Below are 26,020 nucleotides of genomic sequence, written 5' to 3'. Positions count from 1 at the left end.
CGAGGGCTTAAGCCGGCAATTAACGAAAGTGGCGAGAAGGTGAAGTCCCGGCGGCGGCGGGCGCCTTTGCAGAGCGCGACGAGCCATGCTAACCCGACGTCGTCGACGGTGCCGAAGCGGGTGCCGTTTTCCGGGGCGCGGCAGATGGCCCCGCGAGGGGAGTCATGAGCAGAGCCAGCCGTTTCGCCTTCGTCTCGTCCGACACGCCGGATGCGCGCGCGGCACGCGAGAGCCTCTCCGCACGCTATGGACAGCAGCAGATCGAGGACGCCGAGATCGTGATCGCGCTAGGCGGCGATGGTTTTCTCCTGCAGACGCTGCGCGAGACCATGGGCACCGGCAAGAAGGTGTTCGGCATGAACCGCGGCACCATCGGCTTCCTGATGAACGAATACCGCGTCGGCGGGCTGCCGGAGCGCATCGCCGCGGCGCAGGCGGAAACCATCCGCCCGCTCGAGATGGAAGCCGCGGGTCCGGACGGCAATGCCGTGTCCGCCCTGGCCATCAACGAGGTGGCGCTGTGGCGCCAATCCTACCAGACCGCGAAGATCCGCATCACCGTGGACGGCCAGGTCAGGATGGAGGAACTGAGCTGCGACGGGGTGATGGTGGCGACCCCGGCCGGCTCCACCGCCTACAATCTCTCCGCCCACGGACCGATCCTGCCTCTGGACGCGCCCCTGCTCGCGCTCACGCCGGTCAGCCCGTTCCGCCCACGGGCCTGGCGCGGCGCGCTGCTGCCGAACAGGTCCACCGTGCGCTTCGACATACTCGAGGCCGACAAGCGGCCGGTGAACGTCGCCGCCGATCATACCGAGGTGAAGGCGGTCAACACGGTGACGGTGCGCGAATCGCCGACGGCAACGGCCACGCTTCTGTTCGACCCGGACCATTCCTGGAACGAGCGGATATTGACCGAGCAATTCAGGTATTGATGCCCGTGCTTCGGGCGATTAAGCATCATAATTAAGGTTACACCGTCGCAGCTCGGCCAATCCGGGCCGTTTCTGTTGACAAATCGAGGGCTTGCGCCTATCGCGGTGCAAAATATCGCAAGCGCGGGGCGCTTGCCGCGACGGTAGCCGCCACGCTCCCGAAACAGCCGAAGACAGCCAAGACACTTGTCCGCAGACGCACAGACCGCTCAGGAAGCTTCGAGCTTCACCGATCTCGGCCTTTCGCCGAAGGTTCTTTCCGCAGTGACCGACGCCGGCTACACCCGCCCGACGCCGATCCAGGCAGAGGCAATCCCTCACGCCCTCATCGGCAAGGATGTGCTGGGCATCGCCCAGACCGGCACCGGCAAGACCGCTTCCTTCGTGCTGCCGATGCTGACGCGCCTGGAAAAGGGCCGCGCCCGCGCCCGCATGCCGCGCACGCTGATCCTCGAGCCGACGCGCGAACTGGCCGCGCAGGTTGAGGAAAACTTCGTCAAATACGGCAAGAACCACAAGCTCAACATCGCGCTTCTGATCGGCGGCGTTTCCTTCGACGAGCAGGACCGCAAGCTGGAGCGCGGCGCCGACGTGCTGATCGCCACGCCCGGGCGCCTGCTCGACCATTTCGAGCGCGGCAAGCTCCTGCTCACCGGCGTGGAGATCCTCGTCATCGACGAGGCCGACCGCATGCTCGACATGGGCTTCATCCCCGACATCGAGCGCATCTGCAAGCTGATCCCCTTCACCCGGCAGACGCTGTTCTTCTCGGCGACGATGCCGCCGGAGATCACCAAGCTCACCGAGCAGTTTTTGCATGCGCCGGTGCGCGTGGAAGTGGCAAAGGCCGCCACCACCGCATCCACGGTGACGCAACGGCTGGTCAAGTCCGGCTCCAAGCCGTGGGACAAACGCGCGGCGCTGCGCAAGCTGATCGCCGAGGAAAACGACGAGCTGAAGAACGCGATCATCTTCTGCAACCGGAAGGTGGAGGTTTCCGAGCTGTTCCGGTCGCTGGTCCGCCACGAATTGAACGCGGGCGCGCTGCACGGCGACATGGACCAGCGTGCGCGCATGACCATGCTGGCCAATTTCCGCGACGGCAAGCTGAAGCTGCTGGTGGCGTCCGACGTCGCCGCGCGCGGGCTCGACATTCCCGATGTCAGCCATGTCTTCAACTACGACGTGCCGATCCATGCCGAGGACTATGTCCACCGCATCGGCCGCACCGGCCGGGCCGGACGGTCGGGCAAGGCGTTCACCATCGTCACCAAGGCGGACGGCAAATATGTCGACGCCATCGAGAAACTGACGGGTCAGACGATCGAATGGCATGACGGCGACCTCAGCCAGGTCGTCGAAAGCGAGGACGACGCCCCGCGTCGTGGCCGTGGCGCGCCGCGCCGCGGCGGGCGCAAGGATGAAGGCGAGCGCAAGCGCGGCCATCGTTCCGCACATGCCGAGCGCAAACCGGCAGAGGCCGACGAGGCGGCGGAAGCCGCCCCCGTGCAGCAGGCCGAGGAACGGCATGCGCGCAAGGAAGCCATCCGCAGCGAAAATGCCGAGCGCAAGGGCCGTCCCGAGCGGGACGACCATCGCCCTACCCGCGGCGACCGCCGCAAGCATCGGGAAGACAACGACGACACGGTCGTGGGTTTCGGCGACGACGTGCCGGCCTTCATGAACATCGCCGTCAAGGTGTAGCGCCCGGCTTGCAATCTCCCGCCGAACGGCGAGCGACCGGAATTTGCCTGGAATTGAAAACGGCCCCTTTCGGGGCCGCATTTTTTTTGGGGTGAACGCCCGCCTCAGGTCAGAGGCGTAAGCTGGATTTCCACGCGACGGTTCTGCGCGCGGCCCGCCTCCGTGGCATTGGATGCGATCGGACGCGTCTTGCCGAAGCCGGTCACGGCGAAGCGGCGCGAATCGACGCCTTGGGCGGTCAGGTAATTGGCCACGGCCAGCGCGCGGCGCTGCGACAGGTCGAAATTGTGCTGGTCGCCGCCGGTGGAATCGGTGTGGCCGAACACGTCCACGGTGGTCTGCCTGTATTTCTTCAGCACCAGCGCCACGGAATTCAGCACTTGGTAGAATTCCGGCTTCACCGAATCCTGGTCCACGGCGAAGGTGATGTCCGACGGCATGTTGAGGATGATCTGGTCGCCGGTGCGGGTCACGCTAACACCGGTGCCCTGAAGCTGGGCGCGCAGCGCGTTTTCGTTCTGGTCCATGACCGAACCCACGGCGCCGCCTGCCAGCGCGCCGATGCCTGCGCCGATCAGCGCGTTGCGGCGGTCATTGCCGCCGGCCAGCGTGCCGAGTGCCGCGCCGCCCAGCGCACCCAGCGCGGCACCGCCGGCGGTGTTGGAGATCTTCTGCTCGCCCGTATAGGGGTCGGTCGTGCAAGCGCCGACCAGCACGGACATCGCCACGGCGACGATCACGATTTTCTTCATAGGATGGGTCCCTCTCTCCATACAGGCAGCGCGCGGCGACGCACGCCCTGCCGTCCTTCGGCGCCTTGTAGCATGAAATGCGGCGAAAACCGGACCCGGAAAACCGACGATCCCCGGATTTCAACCGCCCGACGAGTGCAAGGCCGCATATTCCCCAAGCCGGCATCTGCCGGTCAGTAGAGAGGCTCCTCGAACAGGGTCTTATCGCCGTCGACCAGCGCCTTGATCTGCGCCGTTCCATCCTTCGCGACGGCGGCGCGTATGCCGAACGGCCGCACCCGCATGTCCTTCTCGATGTCCTTGCCCTCGCCTTCCGGCAGATAGAAGCGCTCGATGCCGTAGTCGGCCGACACCGTTGCCGCATCGGCGAAGTTCCAGCCGGCATAGATATGGCCGGCGATGTCGACCTCGTCATTCGACGGCGGCGACGTCGGCGCGCCGAGCCAGGCGGAAGCCGCGCGCCAGTAGCCGTCCGGATCCTTTTTCAGGCGGACGGTCAGGCGGGTGTCGCCGCTGGTCTTCATGTCGGGGGGAATGTTGGCGATCAGTTTCACGGGGATGCTGGAGATCTCATAGCCCAGATTGACGTAGTCTCCTCGCAGCAGGTCGCGGGGATCGACCGGCTCGACCTTGAGCAGGACTTCCCTGCCGTCACGCAGGATGGCGGCGCGGCCGGCGATGATCCAGCCGAGGAAACCGATCTGGGCGAGCGCGAGGATCAACGCGGCCAGAATGAGCTTGCGTCCGGTCATTGCGCTGCCCCCTGCACGGCCCCGCCGGCCATGCGTTTTTCGATGCGTATGATGACGAACGCCAGAAGCCCGAGAATGATCGCGGCGGCCAGGAAGAAGCCGGCGGTGCCCAGCATGCTCTCCATCATGACCCCATATATAATGAACAGCTCGAAGGCGAAGCCGATATAGGCCAGCCACCGCAGGCCCCGGCTCTGGCGACCGCCGAGCAGGATGGCGGCCGCGATGCCGGCAAGCGTGATCGCCGAGGCTAGGCCGAAGCCGCTGCCGTCCACCAGTTCGAACTGGACCATGGCCATCGCCGTCAGGAAGCCGATCAGCCCGTGCAGCGGCAGGTAGCCGCCAAGCCCGACGAAGCGGTCGACTTCTTCCGGCGCGGCAGCGGCCGCCGCGAATGCGGCTGCCGAAACGACGGCCAGACCGATCGCCACCACCATTATGTCATGGTCCATGGCGAACAGGACGAAATAGAGGATGAGCGACAGCGCGATCAGGTGGCGCGCCGGCTGGCTGCGTGTCCAGAACGAGAGGGCGTACAGGATCGCCGCCATCACCACGAACAGATGCGGGAATTCGAAGCCGCCGAATGCACGGAAGCCCCAGGTGATCCTCATGACCATCCATGCGTCGGCAATGCCGACAGCCGCTACTGTCAGCGGATTGGAGCGCAGCACGATGGCCGCCAGCGTCGTCCCCAGCCCCCAGGTCATCAGCGCCGAGGCCTCGTCGCCCGACAGATGGTACATCTGGCCGACGAAGGCGATCGCGCCGCCAAACGCCGCCGCGGCGACCATCCACGACGCTTCGCCGATGGCCGGATGTTCGCGCAGTTTCAGCCATGCGCCGCCGACATAGCCCGCCAGGATAACCGCGCAGAGCAGCAGGACGCGCGCGATACGCGGGATCATCTCCCAATTGGCCGCGACGAAGATCAGTATTGCCGCACCGAACAGCAGCGCGGCCATCATCGCCAGGATCGAGCCGAAGCTGAGCGCCTTCCGCTCGTTCGCTTCGACGTCGCGAAGCAGCGATTCGGCTGTCGCGGCATCAACCAGGCCGGCCTGCCGCCAGCGGGTGATGTCCTGCCGCACCTTCGTGGCATAACTCGCCATCAACCTCTCCCTACGTCATGCAGTGCATTGTCCAACGCCGGCCATAAACCACTGGCCTCGAAGCAATTTCACGATTCGGATCGGTTTGCGACAACGGCATGGACGGGCGTTAATGTTGCATTGCACAATTTGCATTGCTGCCATGCACCAAGAGCACTTTTAAATCGATGCCGGGCAGCCTATCTATCGATCGTACAAGAGCGAACGAAATAAAGACGAGCGAGGGAAAATCATGAACCTGATCCGCAATTACCGCAACTGGCGCCGCTATCGCGAGACCGTTTCCGAGCTGAGCCGCCTGAGCAACCGCGAGCTGAACGACCTCGGCATCGGCCGCGCCGACATCCCCTACGTCGCCCGCAAGGCGAGCTAATCCCAAGGGCTTCAGGCCCGGGTTGAACGTCCAGAAAGAAAAGAAAATGAACCTGATCCGCAACTATCGCAATTGGCGCGCTTACCGCGACACTGTGAATGAACTGGGTCGCCTTTCCAACCGCCAGCTCAAGGATCTCGGCATCGAGCGCACCGAGATCCGCCAGATCGCCCGCCGGGCTATCTGACTATAAGGATCTTGCCGGTTCGACCTCCTCCCCGAACCGGCAGATAGGGTCAGCTTCTACCTCCTCCCGGAAGTTGACCACCGAAACGGCGCCCGCCGGACCTCCTCCCCCGGCGGGCGTTGTTACCGAAAAGGGCTTCACCCCCTTGTTGAAGGTGAAAGGAATTTCGCCAGAGCCGACCTCCTCCCCGGCAATGGCGAATGGGCCGACCCTCTCCTCCTCCCATGGGTTGGCCTTAGAAACGGTGCCCGCCGGACCTCCTCCCCCGGCGGGCACTGTCAAACCCAAGGGTTTCGCCCCCTCAGAAAGGCGAAAGGAATTTCGCCAGGCCGACCTCCTCCCCGGCAATGGCGAATAAGGTCGATCTCCTCCTCCTCCCTGAGATCGACCCCCAAAACGACGCCCGCCGGACCTCCTCCCCCGGCGGGCGTTGTCTTTTGAGGAACACTCTCCCCGTCACCAGCCGGCAATTGCATTGATATCGACAAGGGACTATTTCCGGACCCCATGAGCATCGACCCAATCCACATCATCGGCGGCGGCCTGGCCGGTTCCGAAGCGGCCTGGCAGGCAGCGGAAGCGGGCGTGCCCGTGATCCTGCACGAGATGCGGCCGGTGCGCGGCACCGACGCGCACAAGACCGAGGGTCTGGCCGAACTCGTCTGTTCCAATTCCTTCCGTTCCGACGACGCCGAAACCAATGCCGTCGGGCTGCTGCACGCGGAGATGCGCCTTGCCGGCTCGCTGATCATGGCCTGCGGAGACGCCAACCAGGTGCCCGCCGGCGGCGCGCTCGCGGTCGATCGCGACGGCTTCTCGCAAGCGGTTACCGCGCGGCTGGAGGCGCATCCGCTGATCACGATATGCCGCGAGGAAGTGGCCGGCCTGCCGCAGGCGGAATGGGACCAGTCGATCATCGCGACCGGCCCGCTGACCGCCCCTTCCCTTGCCGAAGCCATCGCGGCGGAGACGGACACCGGCTCGCTCGCCTTCTTCGACGCGATCGCGCCGATCGTGCATTTCGACACGATCGACATGGATACCGCCTGGTTCCAGTCGCGCTACGACAAGGTGGGTCCCGGCGGCACCGGCAAGGACTACATCAACTGCCCGATGGACAAGGCGCAGTACGAGGCTTTCGTGCAGGCGCTGCTGAGCGGCGCGAAGACCGAATTCAAGGAATGGGAAGGCACGCCCTATTTCGACGGCTGCCTGCCGATCGAGGTGATGGCCGAGCGCGGCATCGAGACCCTGCGCCACGGGCCGATGAAGCCCATGGGCCTGACCAACGCGCATAATCCGACCGTGAAAGCCTATGCGGTGGTGCAGTTGCGCCAGGACAACGCCCTGGGCACGCTCTACAACATGGTCGGTTTCCAGACCAAGCTGAAACATGCCGAGCAGGTCCGCACCTTCCGCACCATTCCGGGCCTCGAAAATGCCGAGTTCGCGCGGCTCGGCGGCCTACACCGCAACACCTACATCAACTCGCCGGTGCTGCTCGACGGCAGCCTGCAATTGAAGAGCCGCCCGGGCCTGCGTTTCGCGGGCCAGATCACCGGCTGCGAAGGCTATGTCGAAAGCGCGGCCATCGGGCTTCTCGCGGGCCGATTCGCCGCTGCGGCGCGGCTCGGCAGGACACTGGCTCCGCCGCCGGCGACAACCGCGTTCGGCGCCCTGCTCGGCCACATCACCGGCGGCCATATCGTCTCCGACGACGAACCCGGCAAGCGCTCGTTCCAGCCGATGAACGTGAATTTCGGGCTGTTCCCGCCGGTCGAGACGCCGAAGCCGGACGGCAAGCGCCTGCGCGGCAAGGACAAGACGGTCGCCAGAAAGAAGGCCTTGACGGCGCGCGCGCTGGACGATTGCCGGGCTTGGCTCGGCATGTACGCCGCGGCCCGGGCAGCCGAATAGATCGGTCGGGCGATTGCCGGCAGCATAAAGTCGGATACTATCCTACCCGGTCGCCTACCATCCTCCTTGCCCCCTGGTCGCCGACATGGACGCTGCTGAGAAGCTTTCCATCACCGTGACGCCTGCCATGGCGCGGATGATTCGCGAGAAGATCGAGGAAGGCTCCTACGGTTCGGTCAGCGAAGTCATCCGCGCTGCGCTGCGGGCCTTCCAGCGCGAGGAGGCCGGGCAGGCCGGGTCGATGCCGAGGGCCAGTGAGCCGAAAGATCCGGCGCCGCCGGCGCCGCCCCCGCCGGACCGGCCCGGCCACGAAATCCGTGCGCATCTGCTCGATATTTTCGGACGCACCGCCCGCGACGGCGATTGAGCCCGCCGCAGCGCCGGCGGTCGCCCTACCAGCCTTTGGTTGCCCTGCGAAACAGCAGCCAGTGCCTCAGCCAGCCCGACAGGCGCGCGGGCGTTTTCAGCGGAGAGGCCCCACGCCGTTCCATACGGTCGAGATAGGCGCCGGTAAGCGACAGCGGCAGGAAGGCTGGCCGCAAGGAAGGCGGCAGTTGCCGAGCGCCATGCTCGAAGGCCGCAAGATGTTCGCGCGCGAGCGCGATCATGGCCGCAACGGCCCGCTCCGCGCCCGGCCCGCCATCGCCTGCCACGAACTCCCGCGGCGAGGAACCGACGGCGGCCAGGAGGTCGGCCGGGACGAAACATTGCCCGCGCGCCCGGTCGCGCGGCAAAAGCAGAAGCAGGCCGGTGATGGCCTGGGCGCAGCCCGCCCTGCCTGCCAGTTCGGCGAAACCGGGAGCAGCCGCCGGATCGAGCACCATGGAGGCAAGCTGGATCACGGCCGAGGCCGTTTCCCCGCAATAGCCTTCCAGGTCCGTGCGCGAAGGCATGGGATCGTCGTACAGATCGAAGACCCGCGCCTCGAGATAATTGTCGAAGGCGGCTTTCGGCAGGCCATGAGCGGCGATCGTGGCCTTCAGCGCTTCGGCCAACGGATTGCCCGCTCCCGAATCGGGATCGTCGGAAGCGATGACGTCGCGCCACCATTGCAGGCGCACCTCGCCCGGCAGGGCCTCGCGAATCCGGTCGCGCACGCCGGCGATCTCGGCATTGAAGGCATAGAGCGACAGCAGCGCACCGCGCTTGTCCTCGGGCGCATAGAGCGCCGAAAGATAGCGGTCGTGGTCGGCTGCACGCACCGCTTCCATGACCGGATCCGACACGGACGCCACGTCAGTCCACGGCGATGAAAGCTGCGGCCACGGCCCTGTCCTCGGCCAGGAGCACGTTGTAGGTCCTGACCGCCGCGCCGGTCGACATCGGCTCCGCCGAGATGCCGACCTGTTTCAGGGCCGCGCGCAAATCGGCCGGCAACGGACGGATATCCCTGCCGGTGCCCACCAGAAGGATCTCGATGTCTGCCGCCTCCGCCAGCACCTGGCTGAAATCGGCGACCGCCAGCGCCTCGGGGTCGGCAGGCTCCCAGCCGTGGACGCCAGACGGCAGGCACAGCAGGGAGCCGCGATGCGACATGTCGGCGAAGCGGAAACCGCCATTGCCGTAAGCCTCGATCGGCGCACGGCCGGGAAAATGCGCGTCCCGGATAACGATCCCCTTGGCCATGATCCGGTCTTCAGGTCGTCAACGCCTTGCCGCCGACCGGCTTGTCCCCTTCCGCTTCGCCGCTCGCCGTGGGGCGGAGATGGAAGAGGATGAGCAGCGGCGCGGCGATGAAGATCGACGAGTAGGTGCCGAACACGACGCCGAACAGCATGGCGAGCGTGAACGAACGGATCACCTCGCCGCCGAACAGCACCAGCGCCAGCAGCGCCAGAATGGTCGTGACGGCGGTCAGGGTCGTTCGCGACAGCGTCTCGTTGATGGCCGTGTTTAGCAGTTGCGGCATGGAAAGCTTCTTGTATCGCCGCATATCCTCGCGCACGCGGTCGTAGACCACGATCGTGTCGTTCAGCGAATAGCCGATGATGGTCAATATGGCCGCGATCGACGACTGGTTGAACTCGATGCCGGTTATGACGAAGAAGCCCAGCGTCATCACCACGTCGTGGACCGTGGCCACGATGGCGCCGACGGCGAACTGCCATTCGAAGCGGAACCAGACATAGATCAGGATGCCGACCAGGGCGACCAGCATGCCGATCGTTCCCTGCCTGGCGAGTTCGCTGGAGACTGTCGGGCCGACCACCTCGACGCGGCGGAAATCATAAGTGTCCTGCAGCTCGGCACGCACCTTGTCGATGACGCTCTGCTCGGCATTGTCGCCTTCGGATTGCGTGGCGACACGGATCAGCACGTCGGTCGGATCGCCGAACTGCTGCACCTGCACCTCGCCGATGTTGAGTCCGGACAGTTTGGTGCGAATGTCGCCGAGATCCGCCGGCCCGCTCTTGGACTGGACCTCGATCAGCGACCCGCCCTTGAAGTCGACGCCGTAGTTCATGTCCACTGTCATGAACAGGACGACCGACAGGATCGACAGCACGGTCGAAAGGGCAAAGGTCCAGCGGCGGATGCCCATGAAGGGGATCTTCGTGCCTGCCGGAACGAAGGTGACCGGCGCGCGCGGCAGTTCCTTCGGCCGCGCGCGGCGCACCCAGATCGACACCAGCAGCCGCGTGAAGGTCACCGCGGTGAAGACCGTGGTCAAAATGCCGATTGCGAAGGTGATGGCGAAGCCCTTCACCGGGCCGGTGCCGAGATAGAACAGCACCGCGGTCGCGATCAGCGAAGTGACGTTGGAGTCGATGATGGTGGCCAGCGCCTTGGTGAAGCCGGAATCGATGGCCTGGATGACCGAGCGCCCGTTTCGTCGCTCCTCGCGAATGCGCTCGTAGATCAGCACGTTGGAATCGACGGCCATGCCGATGGTCAGCACGATACCGGCGATGCCGGGCAGCGTCAGCGTGGCGCCGAGCAGCGAAAGCAGCGCGATGATCATGGCCACGTGCACGGCCAACGCGATGTTCGCCAGGAAGCCGAGGAAGCCGTAAGCCACGAACATGAAGGCCACGACCAGCACCGAGCCGATCAGGCCGGCGATCTTGCCGGCGTGGATGGAATCCTGGCCGAGGCCGGGACCGACCGTGCGTTCCTCGATGACCGACAGGTTGGCCGGCAAGGCGCCGGCGCGCAGCAGCACGGCGAGGTCGTTGGCGCTCTGGGCGGTGAAATTGCCCGAAATCTGGCCGGTGCCGCCCAGGATCGGCTCGCGGATCTGCGGCGCCGAAATCACCTGGTTGTCCAGGATGATGGCGAACAGCTTGCCGACGTTCTGCTGCGTCGCCTGGCCGAAGCGGGTCGCGCCCTTGGCGTCGAAGCGGAAGGAAACGACGGGTTCGTTGGTGCGCTGGTCGAAGGTGGCCTGCGCGTCGACGAGGTTCTCGCCCGAAACGATGACGCGGTTCTCGATCAGATAGGGAACCGGCGGATCGTCCTTGGAATACATCACCGTGTCGCCGGCCGGCGGACGGCCGTTGATGGCCTCCTGCACCGGCATGGACTGGTCGACCATCTGGAAGGTCAGCTTGGCGGTCTGGCCGAGGATCTCCTTCAGGCGCTGCGGGTCCTGCAGACCGGGCACCTGCACCAGAATCCGGTCATCGCCCTGGCGCTGCACGATCGGCTCGGTGGTGCCGAGTTCGTTGACACGGCGGCTGACGACCTCGATCGACTGCGCCAGCGCGGTGGAGGTGCGGTAGGTGAGGCCGGCATCGGTCAACGTATAGCGCAGCAGGCCGGGTTCCGGCTCGTCCAGCGCCAGCTCCGTCACGGCGCCGCCCGTGAACAGGCCGGAGGAAACCGGCGTGGTCAGGGACTTCAGCGCCTCCTTGGCCGCATCGACCTGCGAAGCGTCGCGGATGCGGACCTGCACCACCCTGCCCGACCCGGAAAGGCCGGTGTAGCCGATCTTGGCGTCGCGCAGCAGCGTGCGGATTTCGTCGCGCGTGGTCTCAAGCCGGTCCTTGATCAGGTCGTTCTGGTCGATCTTGAGCAGGATGTGGGAACCGCCCTGCAGGTCGAGGCCCAGCACCATCTGGCGCTTCGGCACCCAACTGGGCAGCTTGGCCAGCGTCTCGGGCGAGAACAGGTTGGGCGCGGCCAGCAGGAACGTGGCGGCAACGACCAGCCAGATCAGGATTGCCTTCCAGCGCGAGAAATAAAGCATGTGTTACGATCCGTTCAGGCGGTGCTGGCGGCAACCCGCATTCAATCCGGTTATCTAGGGTCGGGACCCGGGCCGGCTACTTCTTGGCGTTCTGGTTCGCCACCGGCTCGCCCTTGACCCGGACATCCGCGATCGTGGAGCGCAATGCCGTGACCTTGGTGCCGCCGCCCAGATCGATCTCGAGTTCGTTGTCGTCGATCACCTTGGTGACCTTGCCGACAAAACCGCCACCGGTCACGACCGTATCGCCACGACGCACCGCGGCAAGCATTTCGCCGCGCTTCTTCATCTGCGTGCGCTGCGGCCGGATGATGAGAAAATACATGATCACGAAGATCAGCACAAACGGCAAGACGCTGATGAACATATCAGGCGTACCGCCGACGCCCTGGGCGTATGCCGGTGTTACGAACATCAAAAACTCCTGAAACGTGAGGAAAGCCGCAGCCGGCCCATGAAAATTCCGGCGGAATATAGTCGGTAAAGCCGCCAATGCAACCGTTCGCCGCCTTATTGCCCGTGTCTTATGGACGCGCGCCGCATCGGGCGCGGCGCGGCTTGCAAAACCTAGTGCCCTGTGACAGAACCGTACCGTACGGTACACTCATTCGGCGTTCACCGGCCGAAGATTTCGCCCGACCGAGGACCCTGGGGGAAGCCATGCCAGACAATTCCATCGAAGCGCTGTCCGAGAAGCTCGATCGCCTGATCGCGGCCGTGGAGCGCCTTGCGCCGGCGAGTCCCGCTTCCCCGGACTTCGAAACGGCCGACTGCTTCGTCTGGCAGGCCGAGCCGGGCTATCTGGAGCCGGTGGCGCGGGTCAACCGGGTCGATATCGACCTGATCCGCGGCGTGGACCGCGTGCGCGACATATTGTTCGACAACACCGCGCGCTTCGCCTCGGGGTTCGCCGCCAACAACGTGCTGCTGTGGGGCGCGCGCGGCATGGGAAAGTCGTCGCTCGTCAAGGCGGTCCATGCCGCCATCAACGCTTCGGGCAAGGCGTCCGCCCCGCTGAAACTGATCGAGATCCACCGGGAGGATATCGACACGCTGCCCAAGCTGATGAACCTCCTGAAGGCCGCGCCCTGTCGCTTCATCCTGTTCTGCGACGACCTGTCATTCGACCATGACGACACCTCCTACAAGTCGCTCAAGGCGGCGCTCGAGGGCGGCGTCGAGGGACGCCCCGCCAACGTCATCTTCTATGCAACGTCCAACCGGCGACACCTCCTGCCCCGAGACATGATCGACAACGAGCGCTCCACCGCCATCAATCCCTCCGAGGCCGTGGAGGAAAAGGTATCGCTGTCGGACCGTTTCGGCCTGTGGCTCGGCTTCCACAAATGCTCGCAGGACGACTATCTCGACATGGTGGAGGGCTATGTCCGCCATTACGGACTGGAGATCGAGGCCGGCCAGTTGCGCGCCGAAGCGCTCGAATGGGCCACCACCCGCGGCAGCCGCTCCGGCCGCGTAGCCTGGCAGTTCATCCAGGATCTCGCCGGCCGGCTCGGCAAGCCGCTGTAGTTCTCCGGCAAACGCGCAGGCCGCCGGGACAGAAAAGGCCCGCCCCTTTCGGGAGCGGGCAAGCCGGCGGGCCGGACTGGAGGTCCAAGCGGCCCGCAATCGTCTTGTGCTTATTCTATTCGAGGTAGGTGTTCGGGTCGACCGGCGACGAGTTCTTGCGTACCTCGAAGTGCAGCTTCGGCGCATCCGTGCTGCCGCTCATGCCCGATACGGCGATTTCCTGGCCGCGCTTGACCTTCTGGCCGCGCTTGACCCCCAGCGAACTGGCATGGCCGTACACGGTGACGAGGCCGTCCTCGTGGCGCACCAGCACCGTGTTGCCGAATTCCTTCAGGCCATCGCCGGCATAGATGACGACGCCGTTCTCGGCGGCCTTGATCGGCGTGCCTTCCGGCACCGAGATGTCGATGCCGTCGCTGCCCTTGCCGAAGCCGGCAATGACGCGCCCGCGTGCCGGCCAGCGCATCTTGCCGATGCCGGTGGAATCGGGCGCGGCGACATTGTCGTCCTCCGCCTGGCTGATGACCTTCTCCGCCTTCTTCGGCGGCGTATAGGAGGCGACCGTCTCGGTGGGCGTGGTCTTCTGCTGCTGCGGCGTCGAAGCCGTCTGGACCGGATCGACCGCGGCAGGCTTCGCGGCGGCATCCGCCGGAGCGGCGGCCGGCGCGGCTCCGGCGCCCGAAAGCTTGAGCGTCTGGCCGATGCGGACCAGGCCGTCGTTCATGCCGTTGGCCTGCTTCAGCGCGGCGACGCTGACGCCGGTCTTCCTGGAAATCGCCGACAGCGTATCGCCCTGCTGCACCGTGTAGGTGCCGGTGTTGGCCTGGCCGGCGGCGCTCGCAAGCTGAGGCTTGGCGACCGGGTCCTTGGCGTTTGCCGCGGCGTCCGCCGGCGGAACCGCCTTGCCTTCCTTGACCTTGGGCTGCTGCGGCAGCACGGCCACCTTGTCCGACGGCAGCTTCTGCGGCTGCGGGGCCTTGCCCGGCTTCGCGTCGACGACCGTCGTCCCGGCCTTGGAGCGGGCCGGGATGATGATCTTCTGGCCGGACTTCAACACCCCGCCCTCGCCCAGACCGTTTGCCGACCTGATCGCGGCGGCAGGGACATTGAAGCGGCGCGACAGGCCGAGCAGCGTTTCGCCATCGGTGACCGTGATGACCGTGCCGCCCACGGCGGACCAGCCATGGGCCTCGCCGCCGGCGCTCGCCGTGCGGACGGCTTCGGGCTCGGCAGACTTGAAGGGTTTTTCAGCCGGCTTGACGGTTCCCGTCGCGACCCGGTCCACTTTGGGGCTGGCCGGGGTTGCCGGAGCGGTTGCGGCCGGCTGCGCCTGCGAGACCTGCGGCAGCGGCTGGGAAGTGACGGGCGTGAGGCCCGAGCGGCTGACCGTGCCGCTGCTATAGCCACCGCCCGGGGCGGAAGGCGCGGAAGCCGACCAGCCGCTGTCGCCCGGATAGGGCTGCTGGGCAGCGGACTGCTTGTCTATGATGGAACGCTGATTCGACGTCGAGGCGGTCGAGATACCGTCCACCGCATCGCCAAATCTCAGAGCTTGAGAACTGCATCCGGCAAGGGCGCCGGCGATCGCCAGCAAGGCGCAACCGCGCGCCAGATTGCGTCCGTTGGCCTTCAAAACTGTGAGCTGCATCGCACTTACCCGCATACCCGGTACTGACTGGGTTTGATTAAAGCGCGTTAATGTTACCGGTCGGTTAAGCCGTTAGAATCAGCCGAAAATTTTCTTAAAACATGTGTTCAGATGACGGCGGCCGTGCCCGGCAGCATGGGCTGCAGGCGCACGATGCCGATATCCTCGCGCTCGAAGCGGCTGCCCACCTTGGTGAGCTTGGCCACGACCTGTTCTTCTTCCGACGGACCGATGGGCGCGATGACGGTGCCGCCGCTGGACAATTGCTCCAGCAGGAAGCGCGGCAGGCTCTCGAAGGCCGCCCACACGACGATGCGGTCGAACGGCCCTTCGTTGACGAGACCGTTGGACCCGTCCGTTTGCCTGGCGATGACATTGGTGATGCCGAGCGCCTCGAAACGCTGCTTGGCCTGTTCGACCAGCGTCTTGTAGCGGTCTATCGTCACCACCCGCCCCGCCAGCCTGGAAATGACGGCGGCGGTGAAACCCGAGCCGGTACCGATTTCCAGCACGCGGCTGCCGCTTTCCGGCGCAAGGGCCGCGATCACCGCCGCCTGGATGTCGGCGCCTTCGATCGCCTCGCCGCATTCGATCGGCAACATGCGGTCGCTCCAGGCAATCGAGTGGAACTGGGCCGGCAGGAAGGAGCGGCGCGGCGTGGCCTCGAAAGCGCTGATGAGCGGCTTCGGAACGATACCCTTGCCGCGAAGCCTTAGCAGGAAGGCCGCAAAGCCCTCTCGATCTTCATCGTCGGCCAGCGTTTGGTTCATGCAAGCGCCTTGGTGAGTTGGTCGCGCAGTTCGTGCGCGGTGAGGTCGAGTTGCAGCGGCGTCACCGAAACCAGCCGGTTGCGCATGGCGTGCAGGTCGGTTCCGGCCTTGGCCTCGGCGGGCTCGCGCCCGAAGCGCAGCCAGAAGTAAGGCAAGCCGCGGCCATCCCGGCGCTCGTCGATCCAGAGGCCGTGAACGAGCTTGCCTTGCGAGGTGACGGCGGTGCCGGCGATCTCGTTCGGCGCGCAGTTGGGGAAGTTGACGTTGAGGAGAACGCCCTGCGGCAGCGGCGTCGCGATCAGGCGCTCCAGCAAGGCCGGCGCGAGCGCCTCGGCAGTCTCGTAAGGAACGATACGGTCCTCGCCCGCATAGGAATAGGACTGGCTGAGCGCGATGGAGCGCACGCCGAGCAGCGCGCCTTCCATGGCGCCGGCCACCGTGCCGGAATAAGTGACGTCGTCGGCGACATTGGCGCCGGAATTGACCCCGGACAGGATCAGGTCCGGCATGCCGGGAAGGATATTGCGCGCGCCCATGATGACGCAATCGGTGGGCGTGCCGCGCACGGCGAAATGCTTCTCGCCGACGCGGCGCAGCCTGAGCGGCTCCGAGATCGACAGCGAATGCGCATAGCCGGACTGGTCGGTTTCCGGCGCCACCACCCAGACATCGTCGGACAGGGTGCGGGCGATCCGTTCGAGCGAGACGAGGCCTTCCGCATGGATGCCGTCGTCATTGGTGAGAAGAATGCGCATTACCGCCGTTCGATTTTTTCCAGCCCACCCATGTAGGGACGCAGGACTTCAGGAATGGTTACGCTGCCGTCCTCGTTCTGGTAATTCTCCATCACGCCGATCAGCGCGCGGCCGACGGCCACGCCCGAACCGTTCAGCGTATGCACGAAAAGGTTGCCCTTGCCGTCGCGGTCCTTGTAGCGAGCGTTCATGCGCCGGGCCTGGAAATCGCCGCAGACCGAGCAGGACGAGATTTCGCGATAGGCGTTCTGGCCGGGCAGCCACACCTCGATGTCGTAGGTCTTGCGCGCGCCGAAACCCATGTCGCCGGTGCACAGGACCACGGTGCGGAACGGCAGGCCGAGCCGCTTCAGCACCGTCTCGGCGCATTCGGTCATGCGTTCGTGCTCGGCGATGGCGCTTTCTGCGTCGGTGATCGACACCAGCTCGACCTTGTAGAACTGATGCTGGCGCAACATGCCGCGCGTGTCGCGGCCTGCGGAACCGGCCTCGGAGCGGAAGCAGGGCGTGAGCGCGGTCAACCGCAACGGCAGCTTCTCATGCGCCACGATTTCCTCGCGCACCAGGTTGGTCAGCGGCACCTCGGCGGTAGGGATGAGGCCCAGCCGGCTTTCGCCGTGTGGGGTGAAGAACAGGTCCTCGGCGAATTTCGGCAGTTGCCCGGTGCCGAACAGCACCTCGTCGCGCACCAGCAAAGGCGGCTGCACCTCGGTGTAGCCGTGCTCGGTGGTGTGCAGGTCGAGCATGAACTGGCCGAGCGCGCGCTCCAGACGCGCCAGTTGCGCCCTGAGCACGGTGAAGCGGGCGCCGGAAAGCTTGGCCGCGCGCTCGAAATCCATCATGCCGAGCGCTTCGCCGATCTCGAAGTGCTCCCTGGCCCAGTTCGGGCGCGGCGGCACATGGCCGACCTTGCGCAGTTCGACATTGTCGTGCTCGTCCTTGCCGACAGGCACGTCTTCCAGCGGAACGTTCGGCAGGACCGTCAGAAGATCGTCCAGTTCCTTGTCGAGACGGCGCTCCTCGGCTTCGCCGTTCTGGATGAACGTCTTGATCTCGCCGACCTCGGCCTTCAGCTTCTCGGCAAGCGCGGCATCGCCCGCGCGCATGGCGTTGCCGATCTCCTTGGAGGCGGCATTGCGGCGCTCCTGCATCTGCTGCAGCTTGGCGAGATGAGCGCGCCGCGCCTCGTCGGCCCCGATCACCGCATCGACCGTGGACCGCGCCTCGTCGTCGGACCACGAGCGCTTGGCCAGCGCCTCGGTCAGAGCGTTCGGGTTTTCGCGAATCCACTTGATGTCGAGCATCGTCCCATCCTCAAAACGGCGCAGAGCGGGGTAAACCGCATCTTCAATTCATGCAAGGCGGTATGCGGCCGAATGCCGGCATACGAGGCAATTCATGACGCCGACGACGAGCCGTCTTCTTCCTTTTCGCGGGCCAATCTGTCGCGCTCGCGGTTGCGCTCGATCATGCGCGCGGTCCAGATCGAAATTTCGTAGAGGATGATGGTGGGAAGCGCGAGGCCGATCTGGCTCATCGGATCGGGCGGCGTCAGCACCGCGGCCACCACGAAGGCCAGCACGATCGCCCATTTGCGCTTGTCGGCAAGCGTCTGCGAGGACAGCAGGCCGACACGCGCCATCAGGCTGGTGACCACGGGAAGCTGGAACACGAGGCCGAACGAGAAGATCAGCGTCATGATCAGGCTGAGATATTCCGACACCTTGGGCAGCAGCGAAATCTGCACGTTGCCGTCGGAGCCGGTCTGCTGCATGGCGAGGAAGAACCACATCACCATGGGCGTGAAGAAGAAGTAGACGAGCGCGGCACCCATCAGGAACAGGATCGGCGAGGCGATGAGGAAGGGCAGGAAAGCTGCGCGCTCGTTCTTGTAGAGGCCCGGCGCGATGAACTTGTAGATCTGCGTGGCGATCAGCGGAAAGGCGATGACCATGCCGCCGAACATGGCGAGCTTGATCTGCGTGAAGAAGAATTCCTGCGGCGCGGTGTAGATCAGCTCGACCTTATGGGTGTCGAGGCCGGCCCATTGCGTCGCCCACTTGAACGGGATGACGAGCAGGTTGAACAGCTTCTTGGCGAAGAAGAAGCAGACCAGGAACGCCACGAAAAAGCCGGCGATCGACCAGATGAGCCGACGCCGCAACTCGATCAGATGTTCGATGAGCGGGGCCGACGACTTTTCGATTTCTTCCCTGTCGCGGTCGGTCAGGCTCACTTGGGGGTCCCCTTGGTTTCCCTCTTGGCCTTGCCCGGCGCGGCCTTTTCAGCGGCCCTTGCCGCGACTGTCTTCCTGCCCGAAGCAACAGGAGCCTTGGCGGCTTTGGCAGGAGCGGCAGGAGCCGAGGCTGCGGAATCGGCCTTTGCCGGCGCCGTTGCGGACGCCGTTGCGGCGGAACCGGCAGGTTTGGCGGCCGAAGCTTTTGCCGACGGCGCCTTTGCAGCGGCGGGTTTCGCCGCCTTGGGCTTCGCGGCACCCTTGGCCGCGCCGGCCTTGACCGGAGCGGTCTTGGCCGTATCGGCCTTGGCAGTCGTCGTTCTGGTTTTCGCCTTGCCCGCCGGGGCGGCCGCTTCGCCCTCAACCGCAGCAGCGGGCGCGGCCGGCGGCACGTCCGCCGCGGGCATGGCCGTGGCGCCGTTCTTCAAGGGCTCGGCCGGCTGGGCCTCATCCGTGGCGGCGGGAATGACCGGATCGGCAGGCTTGGGCTTCATCGCCTGGTCGAGGCCGGCGCGCACGTCGGCCGCGGCCTCCTCGAAGGGATTGAGCTGCCGCCTGATCTGCGCCATCGGATTGAGGCCGCGAAGCTCGTCGACGGATTTCTTGACGTCGTCGAGTTCCGCTTCCTTGAGCGCCTCGTTGAACTGCTTCTGGAAATCGCCCGCCATGTTGCGCAGCTTGGCCGCCATGCGGCCCATGGTGCGCAGCATCTGCGGCAAATCCTTCGGGCCGACGACCACGATCATGACGACCGCGATCACCAGCATCTCGCTCCAGCCGACTTCAAACATGGCTTTCCGTTCCGACCAGAGACCGAACCGCTCGCTTGCCTGCCCGCTCAGCTCTTGCTGGCTTTTTCCTTCACCGACGACACGGTCTCGTCGGAGCGGTGTTCAACGGTGCGGTTGTTTTCGGCCACGTCGTCGTCGTCGGCCATGCCCTTCTTGAAGCTCTTGATGCCCTTGGCCATATCGCCCATCAGCTCGGGGATCTTGCCACGGCCGAACACCAGAAGAACGATCACCAGAACGATCAGCCAGTGCCAAATCGAAAACGAACCCATTCTATGTCTCTCTCGAACTGCTTCCCTCAGAACTGATCTATGCGCTTTCGCGTCCGGTTTCAAACGGAACTACGCATAGAAATGCGCCGGAACGCCGCACAGGCGCCGACAAGCCCTTCGGATCGCTCACTCTTCCGTGACGCGCGGCGTCAAAAGACCCAGTTCCTCCAGGTCGATATCCGTCAGCGGGTCCTCGTCCTCGGTCAATTCGTCGGGATCGGCCGGCGGCAGCGGCACCGAGAAATTCGCCGGCATGCGGGTCGAAAGCAGGCCGGCCCCCTTCAATTCCTCGATGCCCGGCAGATCGCGGATCTCTTCCAGGTTGAAGTGGTCGAGGAATCTGTCCGTCGTGCCGTAGGTGACCGGCCGGCCCGGCGACTTGCGGCGGCCGCGCATCCTCACCCATTCGGTCTCGAGCAAGGTGTCGAGCGTGCCCTTGGACGTCTCGACGCCGCGTATGTCCTCGATCTCGGCGCGGGTCACCGGTTGGTGGTAGGCGATGATGGCCAGCACCTCCAGCGCCGCGCGCGACAGCTTCTTCTGCTGCACGGAATCGCGGCTCATCAGGAAAGCGAGGTCGCCGGCGGTGCGGAAGGCCCAGCCGTCGCCGATGCGGACGAGATTGACCCCGCGCGGCGCATAAATCCTCTGCAGTTCGGCCATGGCAGCCGGCACGTTCGTTCCTTCCGGCAGCCGCTGGGCGATCTGCTTCTCGCTGACCGGCTCGGCGCTGGCGAAGACGATCGCCTCCGCCATGCGCACCGCCTCGGCCAGATGCAGCCGCGCGGCCGGATTGTCCGGCAAGATCGCTGCGCCCGGCCCGTCCTCCAGCGGGAACGGGATGATCGATGCCTTGCCGCCGTCGCTCATCGCATGGCCTCGACCGGCCCGGCGCGGCGGCGCCCGCGCAGGTAGAGCGGCGCGAACACCTCGTCCTGGCGCATCTCCATGGTGCCTTCGCGCACCAGTTCCAGCGTCGCCGCGAAGGAGGAAGCGATGGCCGTGCGGCGGTCTTCCGGCCTGGCAAGATATTCGACGAGGAAACTGTCCAGCGCGGTCCAGTCCGCGAGCGAGCCGACCAGCCTGGTCAGGATGGCGCGCGCCTCCTTGAGCGACCACACGCCGCGCTTGGCGATCTTCACATTGCTGATGGCCTGGCGCTGGCGCTGCGCGGCATAGGCCGTCAGCAGATCGTAGAGCGTGGCCGAGAACTCGTTGCGCTTTTCCACGATCACCATTTCGGGCATGCCGCGGGCGAACACGTCGCGGCCGAGCCGATTGCGGTTGACCAGCCGCGTGGCCGCCTCGCGCATGGCCTCCAGCCGGCGCAGGCGGAATTGCAGCACGGCGGCGAGTTCCTCGCCGCTCTCGCCGGGCGCGTCCTGCTGCTTGGGGATCAGCAGTTTCGACTTCAGGAAGGCCAGCCACGCCGCCATGACCAGATAGTCGGCGGCGAGTTCCAGCCTGAGCGCCCTCACCTTCTCGATGAAGACCAGATATTGCTCGGCCAGCGCCAGCACGGAAATGCGGGCAAGATCGACCTTCTGGCTGCGGGCGAGATGCAACAGCAGGTCGAGCGGACCCTCGAAGCCGGCGACATCGACCACCAGTTCCGGGTCGCCGGCAGCGCGCGACTCGTCGTTGTCGGCCCACAGGCTGTCCATCGGCGCGGCCTTGGCGGCCTTGGGGTCCAACGTCTGGGCCAATTGTCCCGTCCACTCTCCTCGCGGCTATGCCACCGCTTCGAAATACTCCGCGAACTCGGCGCGCAATCCGGCTTCGTCCTTGCCGTCCGGGCTCTTGACCGAGGCCAGGGCGCGGTTGGCGCGCTCCAGCGACTTGCCTTCCAAAGGCCTTGCCCGCGATGCCACCGCCGCCATCTCTTCCATGACGCCGTTGCAGTGAAGGACGAGATCGACCCCCGCCGCAAGGATGGAAGCCGCTTTCGCCGGGAAATCCCCAGAAAGCGCCTTCATCGAGGTGTCGTCGCTCATTAAGAGCCCATCGAAGCCGATCTCGCCGCGAATGATCTCCTCGACCACCTTGCCGGACGTGGTTGCCGGCGCCTTCGGATCGACTGCGCTATAGATGACATGCGCGGTCATGGCCATCGGCAGGTCGTTCAGCGCCTTGAAGGGGGCGAAATCGTGGCTACGCAGTTCCTTGAGCGGCGTCGTCACCGTGGGCAGTTCGAAATGCGTGTCGGAAACGGCGCGTCCATGGCCGGGCATGTGCTTCATCACCGGGAGGACACCGCCGGCCATCAGCCCTTCGGCCGTCGCCCGCCCGAGCGCGGCGACGATGCCCGGATCCTTGGCGTAGGCGCGCGCGCCGATCACGTCGCTTGCGCCTTCCACCGGCACGTCGAGCACCGGCAGGCAATCGGCGCTGATGCCGTAGCGCAGCAGGTCGAACGCATGGAGCCGGCCCAGAAGCCAGGCGGCACGCAGCCCGGCCTCCTCGTCTTCGCGATAGAGCGACCCGACCGCGCCGGCCGCCGGATAGTTCGGCGCCAGCGGCGGGCGCAGGCGTTGCACGCGTCCGCCTTCCTGATCGACGAAGACCAGCGCCTCCTCGCGGCCGACGCAATCGCGCATCTCGGCCACGAGATCGCGGATCTGCTCCGGCTCGCCGATATTACGTGCGAAGAGGATGAACGCCCACGGGCATTCGTTGCGGTAGAAGGTCTTTTCCTCGCGGGTGAGCGATTTGCCGGCGCAGCCGAGGATGAGGGTCTGTGATTCGGTCATGTCCGGAGTCTAGAGCGTTTCATGGCCGCGCGGAATCACGTCGTTCGGACAATCTTTGCGGTCGGAGCCCGCCGAATACGGACGCCAGAGCGTTCGTGGTTGCATGGAAGCATTCCGGCAGGTCCAAAAGCAAAACGGCGCGGCCAAGGCCGCGCCGTTGCAGTCTACTCGAGCTACGCGTTACTCGCTGGCACGCTTACTTGGACACGAAACAGTTGCCGCCGGCCGCCTTGTAGCTGGTGCAGAGCGCGACGGCTTCGTTGCGCGACGGCGCCGGCACACGCACGCGATAGAAGGTGCCCTTGCCCGCCACCTCGGCCTTGACGATGCTGGCGGTGTGACCCTTCAGCACGCCAGCATAACGCTTGGCGAGGTCCTGATAGGTGGATTGCGCGGCTTCAGCCGACGGCTGCGAAGCGATCTGCATGGCCCAGGAACCGGCCGCAGCCGCGCCTGAATCGATCGACGCGACCTGATCGGGCTTGACCTCGCCCACCACGTTGACCGGCTGATCGGACGGGCGCTGCGGCGCAATGGGCGCGACCTTCGGCATGGAGGACGGCGCCTTCGCCGCCGGCTTCAGCGCGGGAGCCGCGTCCGCCGGGGCGGAATTGGCAGCGTCGGCGGCAGCCGGGATGGTGCCGGTCGCATCGGGTTGGCCGGGGGCCGCGACGTGCTGGGGCGCCGGGTCGGCGGGCTCGGCCGCCGCGACCTGCGCAGGGGCCGGATCTTCACGCGGCGCCAGCGAACCGTCGGGCTTGACCACCATGGTGCGCACCTTGCGCGGCGTGACGACGGGAGCGGCTTCGTTGTCGGAGGCGACGTCCTGGCCCTGCGCCGACGGCGCTATGCGGTCCTCGGACTTGGCCGTGGCCGGCGGCTGCGCGCCGGCCTGATCGTCCTGGCCGTTGAGATCGACCACGCGCGGCGCGGGCTCCTGCGCCGTCACGTCCACCGGGTCTTCCTGCTGCGTGACGAGGCTCTGCTGCGTCGGCGCAGTCGGCTTGGCGCCCTTGGCGACAGCGTCATAGACCTTGTTGTTCTGGTTCGGAACCACGGTTCCGCCCGGATTCTCGGGCTTGACCTTGATCGGCTGGTTGTCGGCCTTGACGATTGCCGGCGCTTCGCTGCTGCCGCCGCCGCCGAACGACAGCGCCAGCGCGCCGAGCCCGCCGATAACGGCAACCGCACCGACGAGACCCGCGATCATCAAGCCGCGGCTGCGCGGGCGCCGTTCCGGCTGCCGCTCCGCAAGACCGGCCATCGCCTCGTCCTGATCGGGGTCGTAGTCGAGATCGTCGGTCACTGCGAACGGATCGGCACCGGCCAAAGGCCGGCTGCCCGGGAGATTGTCCTCATCGAGACCGCGCCGGCCGCCGCCGGCGGCAAAGGCCGCCGCCGTGGCCACAGCAGCCGCGGCAGGTGCAACGGCCTCGCCGAAATCGGCATAGGCGCGCTGGTCGATGCGATGCTCGCCGAAGCCCGGAGCGTAGGACTCATCCTCGTAGGCGCTCGCCGGCGGGGTCGCCGGCTGCGCGGGCTCGGCCGAGTTCATCTCATTGAGAAGAGTGGAGAACTCCGCATCGAGATCATCGAAGCCGGGGACTTCCGCCTTGTCTTCCTCGAAGGAGACATCGGGAATGTCGAGATCGTCGGCCAGAGCGACGACCCGCTCCGGAACGTCCACCGTTTCGATATCGGGGACTTCGTCGTAGTTCGCGGCCGCTTCGGAAGCCGGCTCGTCCGCTGCCTCCGGTTCGGTCGCGGAGGCATAGTCATAGAACGGCTCGGCAGATGGCTGCGGCTCCTGCATCGCCGGTTCATAAGCCGCCGGGGCCTGTTCAGCCGCTGCCGCAGCCCGGGCATGGACAGGCTCGACCGCCGGCATGGGAGCGACAGGCGTGCCCCTGCCCCATGCCCGCGCCGGCTCGTAGGCGGCCGCCTGCGAGGCGACCGGTGCTGCGACGGATTCCGGCGAAGGCCGCGAACCCAGCCAGTGCAATGCTTCGACGGAACTCCGTTCCGCCGCACGGTTCGAAATTCCGGCCGTATCCTCGCGATGATCTGCCGGTTCGCCGGCTTGCGCCTCGTTGGCCATCGCGGCATCGAACGCGTCGCTGTCGAAATAGGCGTCATGCTCGGCGGAGATGTCGAAATCCTCGACGGCTTCGGCCGGTTCTTCCGCGGCCTGCGCGGCAGGGTGCTCGTCCTCGGCCGTCTGATGGTGCGGCTGGTCGTCGCCCAGTTCCGCCGCCTCGAGGTCGGCCAGAAGTTCGGCATCGAGGTCCGGCTCGGCGATATTGCCGGCTTCGGATTGCAAGGACGCCGAATCGATCGCCCAGTCCATTTCGTCGAGCTTGGCCGGCTCTTCCCAATTCGCCTCCTCGTCGATCGAAGCGACCTCGGCCCGCGCCTCTTGAACCGGTTCGGCCGCCGGCTCCTGCGTCCAGGCGTCTCCCGCGAGATCGGCCATGGCGGGGCGCGCGCTCATGCGGCTGAGAAGGGCGTTCAATTCGTCTTCGAGGCTGTCGGAGGAAGCTGCCCGCGCAGGCTGCGCCGGAGCCGGGACGGCGGGAGCCGCCGGCTCCGGAGCTTCGACTTCGCTTACGGGCGCGGCCATTTCAGCGACGGATGGCTCCGGCGCCTCCGGCTGCTGCCAGGCATGCGATTCGCATTCCGCCTCGGGCTCTGCCTCGGGAGCGGAGAAATCCATATCGACATCGGCCATGGAGCGGTCGAACTGCGCGTCGAAATCCTCGATGTCCGCGGCATTCGGCGCGTCTTCGGCAGCCTCGGCAGGCTGCACCGAAGCGTCATGGAAATCGTCCAGCGCCTGCTCGACGGCACGGTCGAAGTCATGCCCGACGCCCTGGTCGGCATCATGCGCGGCGACATTCTCCAAAGCCGGCTCGGCATGGGCCTGCGGCTCGGCGAAATCCTCGTCGAAGCTGAAATCCTTCTCCAGCGCGGCAATCATGTGATCGTCGATGGCCGCGTGCACATCCTCGTGAACTTGCGGCTCGACAGCGGCTGCGCGCGCCAGGGCGGGTTGCGGCTGCACAACGGGCGGGCTATCGTGCACTTCCTCGAAGGCAGCGAACTCGCCCATCAGTTCCTTCTCGAGGTCGATGTCGAATTCGTCGGAAGCGTGCTCCGCCGGCGCGGGTTCGGCGCGCCTGACTGGCTCGCGCGGATCGAAGCCCATGATGCGGGTCAGTTCCGCGAAGGGATCGTCGGCCGGGATGTCACCATGATCGGCGATTCTGCGTTGGGTTCTGTCTGCCATTGTCGTTCCCGAACTCGCACTAATCGGACGCCATGGACGTCGCGCAAGGTTGGCCCCTACC

Annotated in this window: 25 protein-coding genes; 7 read left to right on the top strand and 18 right to left on the bottom strand. The window is 65.9% G+C overall.

All coding sequences use genetic code 11. The annotated features are described in order from the left end of the window. Nucleotides 1–164: 164 nt before the first annotated feature. Nucleotides 165–935, top strand: a complete 771-nt coding sequence (locus tag QU595_RS06210) for an NAD kinase (protein WP_315919801.1) — start codon at nucleotides 165–167, stop codon at nucleotides 933–935. Between the two features lie 186 nt (nucleotides 936–1,121). Further along, nucleotides 1,122–2,639, top strand: a complete 1,518-nt coding sequence (locus QU595_RS06205) for a DEAD/DEAH box helicase (protein ID WP_315919800.1) — start codon at nucleotides 1,122–1,124, stop codon at nucleotides 2,637–2,639. Between the two features lie 104 nt (nucleotides 2,640–2,743). On the opposite strand, the gene QU595_RS06200 is transcribed toward QU595_RS06205, so the two are convergent. From QU595_RS06200 to QU595_RS06190, 3 genes are all read right to left on the bottom strand, one after another. Continuing rightward, entirely contained in the window at nucleotides 2,744–3,391 is a 648-nt protein-coding gene (locus tag QU595_RS06200) for an OmpA family protein (RefSeq protein ID WP_315919799.1), read from the bottom strand. Between the two features lie 173 nt (nucleotides 3,392–3,564). Then, nucleotides 3,565–4,143, bottom strand: coding sequence for a GDYXXLXY domain-containing protein (locus QU595_RS06195; RefSeq protein WP_315919798.1), 579 nt, complete (start codon nucleotides 4,141–4,143; stop codon nucleotides 3,565–3,567). Further along, complete coding sequence (locus QU595_RS06190; protein WP_315919797.1) at nucleotides 4,140–5,255, bottom strand: DUF2157 domain-containing protein; 1,116 nt, start codon at nucleotides 5,253–5,255, stop codon at nucleotides 4,140–4,142. Before QU595_RS06190 ends, QU595_RS06195 begins: the two co-directional genes overlap by 4 nt. A gap of 232 nt (nucleotides 5,256–5,487) precedes the next feature. On the opposite strand from QU595_RS06190, the gene QU595_RS06185 reads away from it, so the two are divergent. The 4 genes from QU595_RS06185 to QU595_RS06170 all read left to right on the top strand — a co-directional run bounded on the left by QU595_RS06185 (nucleotide 5,488) and on the right by QU595_RS06170 (nucleotide 8,099). Further along, nucleotides 5,488–5,628: a DUF1127 domain-containing protein gene (locus tag QU595_RS06185; RefSeq protein WP_315919796.1), complete on the top strand. Its 141-nt coding sequence runs from the start codon at nucleotides 5,488–5,490 to the stop codon at nucleotides 5,626–5,628. 46 nt (nucleotides 5,629–5,674) lie between these two features. Beyond that, nucleotides 5,675–5,815, top strand: coding sequence for a DUF1127 domain-containing protein (locus QU595_RS06180; protein WP_315919795.1), 141 nt, complete (start codon nucleotides 5,675–5,677; stop codon nucleotides 5,813–5,815). A gap of 507 nt (nucleotides 5,816–6,322) precedes the next feature. Then, nucleotides 6,323–7,732 carry a methylenetetrahydrofolate--tRNA-(uracil(54)-C(5))-methyltransferase (FADH(2)-oxidizing) TrmFO gene (gene trmFO, locus QU595_RS06175; protein WP_315919794.1) on the top strand — a complete coding sequence of 470 codons (1,410 nt, stop codon included), beginning with the start codon at nucleotides 6,323–6,325 and terminating at the stop codon, nucleotides 7,730–7,732. 85 nt (nucleotides 7,733–7,817) lie between these two features. Then, nucleotides 7,818–8,099 (top strand): type II toxin-antitoxin system ParD family antitoxin, encoded by a 282-nt coding sequence (locus QU595_RS06170; protein ID WP_315919793.1) that lies wholly within the window; start codon nucleotides 7,818–7,820, stop codon nucleotides 8,097–8,099. Between the two features lie 25 nt (nucleotides 8,100–8,124). Here QU595_RS06170 and QU595_RS06165 read toward each other — a convergent pair whose 3' ends face one another. The 4 genes from QU595_RS06165 to yajC form a co-directional block, all read right to left on the bottom strand. After that, nucleotides 8,125–8,943, bottom strand: a complete 819-nt coding sequence (locus tag QU595_RS06165; RefSeq protein ID WP_315919792.1) for a phytoene/squalene synthase family protein — start codon at nucleotides 8,941–8,943, stop codon at nucleotides 8,125–8,127. A gap of 25 nt (nucleotides 8,944–8,968) precedes the next feature. Continuing rightward, nucleotides 8,969–9,358: an Mth938-like domain-containing protein gene (locus QU595_RS06160; protein WP_315919791.1), complete on the bottom strand. Its 390-nt coding sequence runs from the start codon at nucleotides 9,356–9,358 to the stop codon at nucleotides 8,969–8,971. 10 nt (nucleotides 9,359–9,368) lie between these two features. Next, nucleotides 9,369–11,921, bottom strand: a complete 2,553-nt coding sequence (gene secDF / locus QU595_RS06155; protein WP_315919790.1) for a protein translocase subunit SecDF — start codon at nucleotides 11,919–11,921, stop codon at nucleotides 9,369–9,371. A gap of 76 nt (nucleotides 11,922–11,997) precedes the next feature. Then, nucleotides 11,998–12,336 (bottom strand): preprotein translocase subunit YajC, encoded by a 339-nt coding sequence (gene yajC / locus QU595_RS06150; protein ID WP_315919789.1) that lies wholly within the window; start codon nucleotides 12,334–12,336, stop codon nucleotides 11,998–12,000. A gap of 245 nt (nucleotides 12,337–12,581) precedes the next feature. On the opposite strand from yajC, the gene QU595_RS06145 reads away from it, so the two are divergent. Continuing rightward, a complete protein-coding gene (locus tag QU595_RS06145; RefSeq protein WP_315919788.1) occupies nucleotides 12,582–13,451 on the top strand; it encodes an ATP-binding protein in 870 nt (289 codons plus the stop codon). A 115-nt stretch (nucleotides 13,452–13,566) separates the two neighbouring features. Here QU595_RS06145 and QU595_RS06140 read toward each other — a convergent pair whose 3' ends face one another. From QU595_RS06140 to QU595_RS06090, 11 genes are all read right to left on the bottom strand, one after another. Further along, on the bottom strand, nucleotides 13,567–15,099 hold the full coding sequence (locus QU595_RS06140; protein ID WP_315919787.1) for a peptidoglycan DD-metalloendopeptidase family protein: 1,533 nt from the start codon (nucleotides 15,097–15,099) through the stop codon (nucleotides 13,567–13,569). A 107-nt stretch (nucleotides 15,100–15,206) separates the two neighbouring features. Then, a complete protein-coding gene (locus QU595_RS06135) occupies nucleotides 15,207–15,869 on the bottom strand; it encodes a protein-L-isoaspartate(D-aspartate) O-methyltransferase (RefSeq protein WP_315919786.1) in 663 nt (220 codons plus the stop codon). Then, complete coding sequence (surE, locus tag QU595_RS06130; RefSeq protein ID WP_315919785.1) at nucleotides 15,866–16,624, bottom strand: 5'/3'-nucleotidase SurE; 759 nt, start codon at nucleotides 16,622–16,624, stop codon at nucleotides 15,866–15,868. Before surE ends, QU595_RS06135 begins: the two co-directional genes overlap by 4 nt. Next, a complete protein-coding gene (serS, locus tag QU595_RS06125) occupies nucleotides 16,624–17,928 on the bottom strand; it encodes a serine--tRNA ligase (protein ID WP_315919784.1) in 1,305 nt (434 codons plus the stop codon). Before serS ends, surE begins: the two co-directional genes overlap by 1 nt. 92 nt (nucleotides 17,929–18,020) lie before the next feature. After that, nucleotides 18,021–18,860, bottom strand: a complete 840-nt coding sequence (gene tatC, locus QU595_RS06120; protein ID WP_315919783.1) for a twin-arginine translocase subunit TatC — start codon at nucleotides 18,858–18,860, stop codon at nucleotides 18,021–18,023. Further along, nucleotides 18,857–19,651 (bottom strand): Sec-independent protein translocase protein TatB, encoded by a 795-nt coding sequence (tatB, locus tag QU595_RS06115; RefSeq protein ID WP_315919782.1) that lies wholly within the window; start codon nucleotides 19,649–19,651, stop codon nucleotides 18,857–18,859. The genes tatC and tatB overlap by 4 nt, the downstream gene beginning before the upstream one ends. Before the next feature lie 47 nt (nucleotides 19,652–19,698). After that, on the bottom strand, nucleotides 19,699–19,923 hold the full coding sequence (locus QU595_RS06110) for a twin-arginine translocase TatA/TatE family subunit (protein ID WP_315919781.1): 225 nt from the start codon (nucleotides 19,921–19,923) through the stop codon (nucleotides 19,699–19,701). A 126-nt stretch (nucleotides 19,924–20,049) separates the two neighbouring features. Then, the gene (scpB, locus tag QU595_RS06105; RefSeq protein WP_315919780.1) at nucleotides 20,050–20,793 is read right to left on the bottom strand and encodes an SMC-Scp complex subunit ScpB; all 744 of its coding nucleotides are present in this window, start codon (nucleotides 20,791–20,793) and stop codon (nucleotides 20,050–20,052) included. Continuing rightward, nucleotides 20,790–21,587 (bottom strand): ScpA family protein, encoded by a 798-nt coding sequence (locus tag QU595_RS06100; protein ID WP_315920737.1) that lies wholly within the window; start codon nucleotides 21,585–21,587, stop codon nucleotides 20,790–20,792. Before QU595_RS06100 ends, scpB begins: the two co-directional genes overlap by 4 nt. Before the next feature lie 66 nt (nucleotides 21,588–21,653). Continuing rightward, nucleotides 21,654–22,673: a beta-N-acetylhexosaminidase gene (gene nagZ, locus QU595_RS06095; protein WP_315919779.1), complete on the bottom strand. Its 1,020-nt coding sequence runs from the start codon at nucleotides 22,671–22,673 to the stop codon at nucleotides 21,654–21,656. Between the two features lie 196 nt (nucleotides 22,674–22,869). Next, the gene (locus QU595_RS06090) at nucleotides 22,870–25,959 is read right to left on the bottom strand and encodes an SPOR domain-containing protein (protein ID WP_315919778.1); all 3,090 of its coding nucleotides are present in this window, start codon (nucleotides 25,957–25,959) and stop codon (nucleotides 22,870–22,872) included. Nucleotides 25,960–26,020: the final 61 nt, after the last annotated feature.

It is taken from the genome of Mesorhizobium sp. SP-1A (assembly GCF_032460275.1).
GTDB lineage: Bacteria > Pseudomonadota > Alphaproteobacteria > Rhizobiales > Rhizobiaceae > Mesorhizobium.
This window is presented reverse-complemented; position numbering and strand designations above follow the sequence as displayed.